General features: G+C 70.6%; 11 protein-coding genes. 1 reads left to right on the top strand and 10 read right to left on the bottom strand.

Annotated elements, in window-relative coordinates; all coding sequences use genetic code 11:
- The 10 genes from VFO68_RS00865 to VFO68_RS00910 form a co-directional block, all read right to left on the bottom strand.
- Positions 1-620 (bottom strand): DUF5753 domain-containing protein (locus VFO68_RS00865; protein WP_325156167.1); only part of this gene is annotated, 620 nt, incomplete at its 3' end.
- Positions 621-939: 319 nt separating this feature from the next.
- Positions 940-2,226 carry an MFS transporter gene (locus VFO68_RS00870; RefSeq protein WP_325156168.1) on the bottom strand — a complete coding sequence of 429 codons (1,287 nt, stop codon included), beginning with the start codon at positions 2,224-2,226 and terminating at the stop codon, positions 940-942.
- 29 nt (positions 2,227-2,255) lie between these two features.
- Positions 2,256-2,924: a pyridoxamine 5'-phosphate oxidase gene (pdxH, locus tag VFO68_RS00875; protein ID WP_325156169.1), complete on the bottom strand. Its 669-nt coding sequence runs from the start codon at positions 2,922-2,924 to the stop codon at positions 2,256-2,258.
- A 142-nt stretch (positions 2,925-3,066) separates the two neighbouring features.
- Positions 3,067-3,717, bottom strand: coding sequence for a TetR/AcrR family transcriptional regulator (locus VFO68_RS00880; protein WP_325156170.1), 651 nt, complete (start codon positions 3,715-3,717; stop codon positions 3,067-3,069).
- A gap of 179 nt (positions 3,718-3,896) precedes the next feature.
- On the bottom strand, positions 3,897-4,643 hold the full coding sequence (locus VFO68_RS00885; protein ID WP_325156171.1) for an urease accessory protein UreD: 747 nt from the start codon (positions 4,641-4,643) through the stop codon (positions 3,897-3,899).
- Positions 4,640-5,320: an urease accessory protein UreG gene (gene ureG, locus VFO68_RS00890; protein ID WP_325156172.1), complete on the bottom strand. Its 681-nt coding sequence runs from the start codon at positions 5,318-5,320 to the stop codon at positions 4,640-4,642. The genes VFO68_RS00885 and ureG overlap by 4 nt, the downstream gene beginning before the upstream one ends.
- The gene (locus tag VFO68_RS00895) at positions 5,310-5,981 is read right to left on the bottom strand and encodes an urease accessory protein UreF (RefSeq protein ID WP_325156173.1); all 672 of its coding nucleotides are present in this window, start codon (positions 5,979-5,981) and stop codon (positions 5,310-5,312) included. Before VFO68_RS00895 ends, ureG begins: the two co-directional genes overlap by 11 nt.
- Complete coding sequence (locus VFO68_RS00900; RefSeq protein ID WP_325156174.1) at positions 5,981-7,699, bottom strand: urease subunit alpha; 1,719 nt, start codon at positions 7,697-7,699, stop codon at positions 5,981-5,983. The genes VFO68_RS00895 and VFO68_RS00900 overlap by 1 nt, the downstream gene beginning before the upstream one ends.
- Positions 7,696-8,007, bottom strand: coding sequence for an urease subunit beta (locus tag VFO68_RS00905; RefSeq protein ID WP_325156175.1), 312 nt, complete (start codon positions 8,005-8,007; stop codon positions 7,696-7,698). The genes VFO68_RS00900 and VFO68_RS00905 overlap by 4 nt, the downstream gene beginning before the upstream one ends.
- 14 nt (positions 8,008-8,021) lie before the next feature.
- Entirely contained in the window at positions 8,022-8,324 is a 303-nt protein-coding gene (locus tag VFO68_RS00910) for an urease subunit gamma (protein ID WP_325156176.1), read from the bottom strand.
- 197 nt (positions 8,325-8,521) lie between these two features.
- Between VFO68_RS00910 and VFO68_RS00915 the strand changes: the two genes are divergently transcribed.
- Positions 8,522-9,118 (top strand): citrate/2-methylcitrate synthase (locus VFO68_RS00915; protein ID WP_325156177.1); only part of this gene is annotated, 597 nt, incomplete at its 3' end.

A 9,118-nucleotide genomic window follows, 5' to 3' on the forward strand; every position in this document is an offset into this window, starting at 1 on the left:
TATATCGCGCACTCTCGCGCCGGGTGGTCTTTCGCCGGAGTGGGTGGGTCGTCCGGGCGGTCGTACCTGTCCGCCGCATTGGCGATCAGTTCCCGGGACTGCTCCGGGCCGAGTGCGACCGCGGCGATGCGGCTGAGCTTCCATTCGAAGCGCTGGACGAGTTCCGCGTCCTCGATGAACATGGCTAGGACACCGCTCTCCTGGTAGCCCAGCGGGCGGTGTTGCCGGTAGTGCAAGACCAGGAAGGCGCGGCCGAAGTGGGATCGCGCGCCCAGTGCGGTTGGCACCACGCGAATGCTGATGTTCGGCTGCTCGGCGAGCAGTACGAGCTGGAGCAGCTGCTCGTTCATCACCCGGTTGCCACCGACCGGAAGGTGCAGCACCTGCTCGTGAATGTAGAAGGTGCCGTCCAAGGGCGACCGCGGATCGCGCAGGATCCGTTGGCGGCGCATCCGGACGTCCACGGCCGGGGGAGCATTGAACTGGCCGATGTCGGCGGTGATCAGCGCCGAGGCGTACGCCTCGGTCTGCAGCAAGCCGGGTATCACGAGCGGGGCGTAGTTGACCTTCGCGGTCGCCGAGCTCTCGTGGAAGACGAGCGATCTCAGGCGTTCGCTCATCCAGAAGCCCTGATCGTCCCGGCAGAGGGGGAGGATCTCGTCGAGGTCTTCCTTCTTGGCGCCGAGGTGGGCGAGGTAGAAGACGACGTCTACCTCGTCGGTGGCGCGTTGGCCGGTCTCGATGCGGGAGATCTTGGTGGTGGACCACTGACGTCTGGTGGCCAGGTCACCGTGCGCAGGCCGGCGGCTTTGCGGCGGCGTTTCAGCTCGTTGCCGAGTTCCCGGGTGCGTGCGGTGGACTCGAGGATGCCCATGGCGGACAACCTAAGAGAGTCGTCTCGCTATTCAAGCGACACGCGCGGAAGTGCACACCAACGGATCAATTGTTCGGGGTGGTATCGGCGGGCGCAATGTAGCGCCAGAACGCGGGAAGGGCGGCGACGGCGCCGATTACCACGATTATTACCAGCAGACCGCCGACCACGGTTGCGGCCGCCGGGCCTATCGCGGTGGCGGCCCAGCCGTGCATCACATCCGCGACATAGGGGCCGCCCGCGACCACGACCGTGAACACCCCCTGCATCCGGCCGCGCATCTCGTCGGTCGACGCCGTCTGCAGGATCGCGCCCCGGTGCACCGCGCTGACCAGGTCCGCGGCGCCGCCGAGGGCCAGGAACGCCACCGCCACCGGAAGTGCCGCCGACAGGCCGAAACCCACCATCGCGCCGCCCCAGACGATCACCGCGAAGGTCACCACGACGCCCTGCCGGGGCAGCCGGGACAGCCACCCGGAGAACAGCCCGCAGACCGCCGCCCCGATCGGGATGGCCGCGTACAGCCAGCCGAGGGCGAACCCACCGCCGAAGGTTTCCGCTGCCATTTCCGGAAAAAGCGCCCGAGGCATACCGAAGACCATCGCGATGATGTCGATCAGGAACGACGCGAGCAGCACGGTCTTCGTTGCCATGTACCGGAAACCGGCCACGATGTCCCGCACTCCGGCACGAGCCGGCGCGTTGCCCTCGGGTGGCATCGCGGGCAACCGCAGCACCAGCGGCAAGACCAGGGCCAGTGCCACCGTGTCCACCAGATACAAAGTGGACAGTCCGACCAGTGGAATCAGCGTTCCGGCTGCCAGCGGGCCGAACACCGCGCCGACCGTGTAGACCGTGAAGCCCAGCGCGTTCGCCGGGGCGACCAGATGGCCGGGCACCAGCCGGGGGATCACCGCGCTCCGGGTCGGACTGCTCACCGCGGCGAACGCCTGCTGGACCCCGAGCAGCACCAGCACCACCCACACCGAGTCCAGCCCGACGAACGACTGGGCCCACAGCAGTGCCGACGTGACCATCACCCCGACGCCGCAGACGATGATCACGGTCCGCCGGTCGAAGGCGTCGGCGATGGCGCCGCCCCACAGGCCGAAGACGATCAGCGAGACCAGGCCCACCGCGCCGGTCAGGCCGACCCAGCCGGACGAGCCGGTCAGGTCGTACACCTGCTTGGGCGCGGCGACGGCGGCCACCTGGCTGCCCATCGCGGTGATCCCGGTGGACAACCACAGCCGCCGGAAGTCCCGGATCTTCAGCGGCCGGGTGTCGATCACGATCCGGCCCAGCAGCGACCGGCGTCGCACGCCCGCGCGGCTGTCCCCCTCAGTTCCCACGGAACAAGAGCTTAGCTCCGCTAACTATGTCAGGGGGCGACCCGCTCGATCTGCCAGGTGTCGCCGATCAGCTTGAAGCGCAGCCGGTCGTGCATCCGATCCGCCCGGCCCTGCCAGAACTCGACCAGCTCCGGCCGGATCCGCCAACCGCCCCAGTGCGGCGGCACCGGCACCACGTCGGTGTCGGCGAACCGGCGCTGGATGTTGGCCAGCGCCGAGTCCAGCGCCTGCCGGCCGGGCACCACGCTGGACTGCGGGGAGGCCCAGGCGCCGAGCTGCGAGCCGCGCGGCCGGCTGGCCCAGTACTTGGCCGTCTCGTCCGGGCTGACCTTCTCCACCGTGCCCCGCACGGTCGCCTGCCGGTGCAGGTCGTACCAGGGGAACGTGGCCGAGGCGTACCGGGTCGACATCAGGTCGTGGCTCTTGGTCGAGGTGTAGTTCGTGAAGAACACCACACCGCGCTCGTCCAGACCCTTGGCGAGCACGGTGCGTGACGAGGGAACCCCATCCGGGTTGGCCGTGGCGAGCACCATCGCGTTAGGTTCGGCTACTCCAGCCCGCCGGGCGTCGTCCAGCCAGCGCTGCAGCTGCTGGGCCCAGGTGGTGGCGAGATCCGACTCGTAGAGCGCACCCTGCTCGTAGGACACCCGCATCGCCGGCAGGTCGATCGCGACGCTGGTGAGCTCGCCGTCCGCCATACCTATCTCTCCTCGCCCTGTTCAGAACTTTCCCAGGACGTTACGGGGAATTCCGGCGAACCGAAACCACCGGTGCGGTGACTCCAGCCACGCGGAATCGATCTCGTTTGGGCAGGCCGGACCAGGTGATCTTCCGGATCGGTTACGTCACGGTTACCGGCCGCGTGATCGAGGCGATGATCATCTCGCGGATCTCGGCGGCCACGGCGGCGGGCGACCCCGGCGGGTCGTTGGACTGCCAGTCGCGGAGCAGCCCGGTGATGGCGCCGACCAGCCCGATCGCCGTCAGGTGGTAGTCGCGCTCGGGCGCCAGCCCGGCCGCCGCGGCCCGGACGCACTCCGCCTCGATGAACTCCACGTAACGGCCGCCCCATTCCTTGTGCTGCCGCTCCATGGCCGCACTGACCCCAGGCGCCTCGACGTAGTTCAGCCTCGGATAGCGGGGGTCGGACGTGATCGCCTCGACGAACGCGTCGACCAGGGTGGTCACCCGGGTCAGGGCGTCGGCGTCGCCGAGCGAGTCCAGCAGCGGCAGCATCCGGCGCATCGCGTGCTGGTTGATCTGCGCGTGCAGTTCGAGCAGGAGCGCTTCCTTGCTGGCGAACTTTTCGTAGAAGTTGCGGGTGGAGACACCGGCCCGGGAACACAGGTCGGAGATCTTGGTCCGGTGGTACCCCTTCGACGTGAACTCGTCCAGCGCCGCCTCGAGGAGCTTGTCTCTCCGCTCGGCCCGGCGTTGCTCCGTGTCGACGCCGCCATACGTTCGGGGATGTGCACCGTTCTCTTCACCCAAAATAACCACCGCCTCCTCGCGCGCGGAACATTTCACCATGAAAGGCGGCCTTTTGTAACTGCGGTCTGCAACTTGCCCCCCGCTCGGGGGACCACCCGCCGGGGGGCACTAGGGGGATCCATAACGATGAAATAACCGAATGGCGGGAAAGCCCCTAATTCCAGCGAGAGTGGACCGGTTTATCGTTCTGCCTCAGGTAGGATTCCGCGCTCCGCGCCGGCAAGCTCCAGCCAGCGCAGCGCGGCGACGGCGTCCTCGGCCAGTGCGGTGGCGATCGAACCGCCGCCGGCCAGCGGCGAGCGCGACCACCAGTCGCCGCTCGCGGGTCGCGCCGGTTCGGTGTCGTCCAGCCGGATCTCGGTGGCCAGCACCCGCCGGCCGGCGAACATCGCCAGGCTGCCGGCCAGCGTCTCGTCACCGATCTCCAGACACTGCCGCAGCACCGGGCGGCCGGCCCGGACCAGGTGCGTCGCGGTGGTCAGCCGGCCCGGCCGCTCCCCCGCCCGGCCGAGCACCAGCACCTCCCGGCAGTGCAGCGCGGCCCCGGCGGCGAGATCGGCGTACAGGTAGGACTCGTGCCGGGCGCGGCTGGTGACCACGGTCGGCTCGGGCAGATAGGACACCTCGGCGCCGACGCCGGCCGACAGGCGCAGCGCGAACCGGCTCGGCTCGAACCGGTGGCCGGGCAACGCCAGCGTCGCGGCCACCCCGGACAGGGCCAGCCGGGCGCCCGGCCCGACCCGCACGGTCAGCTCGAGATCGTCGCCGGCCAGCGGCGCGGCCGCGGAGTTGAGCAGCCGCACCACGGCCGGGCCGGTCGAGCGCCGCGCCGGCATCAGGGACAGCGGCGCGGCCGAGCGCAGTGTCCGCACCACACTGTGGCCGCGCCCGTCCAGCTCCACCACCAGCCGGGCCCTGGCCTTCACGCCGCCGTCACGAGACTCAACTGTTCCCGGACCCAGGCGGCCACCTGCGGCGCGTCCGGAGTGTCCACAAGGGACTGACTGATCACCGGCAACCCGCCGCGCACCCGGTGCGCGTCGGCGGACATCACCACCAGGTCGGCGCCGACCAGCGGGGCGAGATCGGTCTTGTTGATCACCAGCAGGTCCGCTGTGGTCACTCCCGGGCCGCCCTTGCGCGGCACCTTGTCCCCACCCGCCACGTCCACCACGAAGATCTGCCGGTCCACCAGACCCCGGCTGAACACCGCGGTCAGGTTGTCCCCGCCGCTCTCGATGATCACCAGGTGCAGACCCGGAAAGCGGTGCTCCAGCCGCTCGACCGCGTCCAGGTTCGCGGTGATGTCGTCCCGGATCGCGGTGTGCGGGCAGCATCCGGTCTGCACCGCCTCGATCCGGTCGGCCGCCAGCACCCCGGCGGCACGCAGGAAGTCGGCGTCCTCGGTGGTGTAGATGTCGTTGGTCACCACGGCCAGGCGAACCTCCGGGCGCAGCGTCCGGCACAGCGCGGCGACCAGCGCCGTCTTGCCGCTGCCCACCGGTCCCCCGACCCCGAGCCGGACGGCCCGGCCGGCAGGCGGGGCGTGCTCGTGGGGATCCGGACCGTGCGGATCAGGCCTGGGAAATTCGTCAGCTGGCAAAGAGACGCACCTCCTTCTCGTGTGCCCGCCGGTGCGACTCGGCGAACAGGTCCAGCCCGGGCGCGCCGGGCGCGGGCAGTTCGGCCGGGTCCAGCGCGGCCACCGCGGCCGCCCGGCCCGCGACCCCGCGCAGTTCCCCGGCCAGGGCCAGCACCGCCGCGTTCGTCAGGAACGGGTCCAGCCCCAACAGCCGGACCGCGGCGCCGGCCGGTCCGCTCACCGACAGGTACGCCGCGGTCAGTGCGGCCTGTTCCGGCGACCCGCCGGCCAGCCCGATGGCCGCGCCGAGCACCAGGGCGTGGTGCGGCCGGTCCGGCAGACCGCCGGGGACCATCCGGCCGACCCGCAGGGCGCGCAGGGTGCCGGCGCCCTGCGCACGGGAGGCCTCGCGCTGGGCCAGGGACGGGGTGCGCGCGTCCAACTCGGTGTCCAGCAGCGTCCAGAACGCCGGGGCGACCCGGCGCCGGGCGGCATGTGCTGCGGCGGCGGCGAACACCGCCGCCAGTTCGCCCGCGGTGCGCAGCCGGCCGAGCAGGAACCCGGGCAGGTCCGCCTCGCCGGTGACCAGCCCGCGACTGGCGGCCTCCTCCAGACCGCCGGAGTGCGCGTGGCCGCCGCCGGGGAACCGGGCGTCGGCGAGGGCGAGCGCGAGGAGTTCCATCAGAACAGGAAATACCGTTGGGCCATCGGCAGTTCCTCGGCCGGAGCCGGCTCGATCAGCTCACCGTCCACACGCACCGCGAAACTGTCCGGGTCCACCCGCACGTCCGGCCGGGCGTCGTTGCCGATCATGTCCGCCTTGCCGATCCGCCGGGTGTTGGCCACCGCCAGCATCGGTGTGCCGGTGCCCAGCCGGTCCGCCAACTCGGCCTCGATCGCCTCCGGCGCCACGAAGTGCAGGCTGCTCGCGGCCGCCACCCGAGGCGCCGCACCGAACATCGGCCGGGCGAACACCGGCTGCGGCGTGGGAATCGAGGCGTTCGCGTCACCCATCTGCGCCCAGGCGACGAACCCGGCCTTGAGCACCACGTTCGGCCGGACACCGAAGAACTTCGGTTCCCACAGCACCAGATCGGCCAGCTTGCCCAGCTCCACCGAACCGATCTCGTGCCCCATGCCGTGCGCGATCGCCGGGTTGATCGTGTACTTGGCCACGTACCGCCGGGCCCGCTGGTTGTCCGCGGCGCCGTCGCCGGGCAGCGCGCCGCGCCGCCGTTTCATCACGTGCGCGGTCTGCCAGGTCCGGATGATCACCTCACCGATCCGGCCCATCGCCTGCGAGTCCGAGCTGATCATCGAGATCGCCCCGAGGTCGTGCAGCACGTCCTCGGCGGCGATCGTGGTCGGCCGGATCCGGCTCTCCGCGAACGCCAGGTCCTCCGGCACCGACGGGTTGAGGTGATGGCAGACCATCAGCATGTCGAGGTGCTCGTCGATGGTGTTCACCGTGTGCGGGCGGGTCGGGTTCGTCGACGACGGCAGGATGTTCGGCTCGGAGACCACCCGGATGATGTCCGGTGCGTGCCCGCCGCCGGCGCCTTCGGTGTGGTAGGCGTTGATCGAGCGGGCACCGATCGCGTCCACTGTGGACTCGACGAAGCCGGCTTCGTTCAACGTGTCGGTGTGGATCGCCACCTGCACCCCGGACTCGTCGGCCACCCGCAGGCAGATGTCGATCGCGGCCGGCGTGCTGCCCCAGTCCTCGTGCAGCTTGAACCCACCGGCGCCGCCGGCCAACTGCTCCCGCAGCGCCTCGACGCTGACCGTGTTTCCCTTGCCCAGCAACAGGATGTTCAGCGGGATGCCGTCCATCGCCTGCAGCATCCGGCCCAGGTTCCAGGAACCCGGCGTCACCGTGGTGGCCTTGCTGCCCTCGGCCGGACCGGTGCCGCCACCGACCAGCGTGGTCAGCCCGGCGGCCAGCGCGGTGTCGGCCAGCTGCGGGCAGATGAAGTGCACGTGACAGTCCACCCCGCCGGCGGTGAGGATCTTTCCGTTGCCGGACAATATCTCCGTCGACGGGCCGATCACCAGCGCCGGGTCGACGCCGTCCATCGTGTCCGGGTTGCCGGCCTTGCCGATCCCGACGATCCGGCCGTCCCGCACGCCGATGTCCGCCTTGATCACGCCCCAGTGGTCCAGCACCACCGCGCCGGTGATCACCAGATCCGGCGCGCCGCTGGCCCGGGTCACCGCGGCCTGGCCCATCGACTCGCGGATCACCTTGCCGCCGCCGAAGATCACCTCGTCGCCGGAGCCGGGGCCGCGGCTGCGGTCCTCGGTCACCTCGATCAACAGGTCGGTGTCGGCCAGGCGGATCCGGTCGCCGACGGTCGGGCCGAACAGTTCGGCGTACCTGCCCCGCTCGATCTGGGTCATCGGTCCAACTCCCCCGAGAACTCCGGGCGCAGGCCGGGAACCACGCGGTGGCCGGCGATCGGAACCAGGTCGACCTCGCGCTCGACACCCGGCTCGAACCGCACCGAGGTGCCCGCCGGGATGTCCAGCCGGTAGCCCCACGCCTCGTTGCGGTCGAAGTCCAGACCGAGGTTGGCCGCGGCGAAGTGGTAGTGCGAACCGACCTGCACCGGCCGGTCCGCGGCGTTGCGCACGACCAGCCGCACCCGATGCCGCCCCGGGTTGAGCGGAACGGGCTCGTCGCCGGTGATGATCTCTCCAGGCCGCATGCGGACCTCCGGGGTCAGACGATCGGGTGGTGCACGGTCACCAGCTTGGTGCCGTCCGGAAAGGTGGCCTCCACCTGCACAGAGTCGATCATCTCGGGCACCCCGTCCAGCACCTGGTCGCGGCGCAGCACCGACCGCCCGCTGTCCATCAGCTCGGCGACCCCCCGACCGTCCCGGGCGCCCTCCAGCACGTGCTCGGTGATCAACGCCACCGCCTCGGGATGGTTCAGCCGCAGCCCCCGGTCCAACCGCCGCCGGGCAACGTCCGCCGCGACGAAGACGAGCAACTTGTCCCGTTCCTGCGGGGAGAGGTGCATGAGGGACACCCTACAAACTGAATCGATCACTTAACCGTGACGGACGACACCGAGGTGAACGATTGCCTCAGGTAGCACAGAGGAGGCATCGTGAGTTCACTCCGCGCGCTCTCGTACGCGCGCGATTCCGTCGGGGTATCAGGCTTGTGGAAGGCGAGACAATGCACGGCGTTGTGCAACAGGTTGAGAAGGCCCCCATGGGCACGACCCCCGTCGTGACGGGCGTGGAGCCGGACGACGGGTTCCGCCCGGGGCTGGAGGGCGTGGTCGCCTTCCGCACCGAGATCGCCGAACCCGACCGCGACGGCGGCGCGCTGCGCTACCGCGGCGTGGACATCGAGGACCTGGTCGGCAAGGTCACCTTCGGCGACGTGTGGGCGCTGCTGGTCGACGGCCGCTTCGGGCAGGGCCTGCCGCCGGCCGAACCCTTCCCCATCCCGGTGCACACCGGCGACGTCCGGGTCGACGTGCAGGCCGCGCTGGCGATGCTCGCCCCGATCTGGGACTACGCGCCGCTGCTGGACGTCACCGACGCGGAGGCCCGCGAGCAGTTGGCCCGCGCGTCGGTGATGGCGCTGTCCTACGTCGCGCAGTCCGCCCGCGGCATCGGCCGGCCCGCCGTGCCGCAGAAGCGGATCGACGAGTGCACCACGATCACCGAGCGGTTCATGACCCGCTGGCGCGAGGAGCCCGACCCGGCACACGTGAAGGCCATCGACGCCTACTGGGTCTCCGCCGCGGAACACGGCATGAACGCCTCCACGTTCACCGCCCGCGTGATCGCCTCCACCGGC

This window comes from Actinophytocola sp., assembly GCF_035712165.1.
GTDB lineage: Bacteria > Actinomycetota > Actinomycetes > Mycobacteriales > Pseudonocardiaceae > DASYTH01.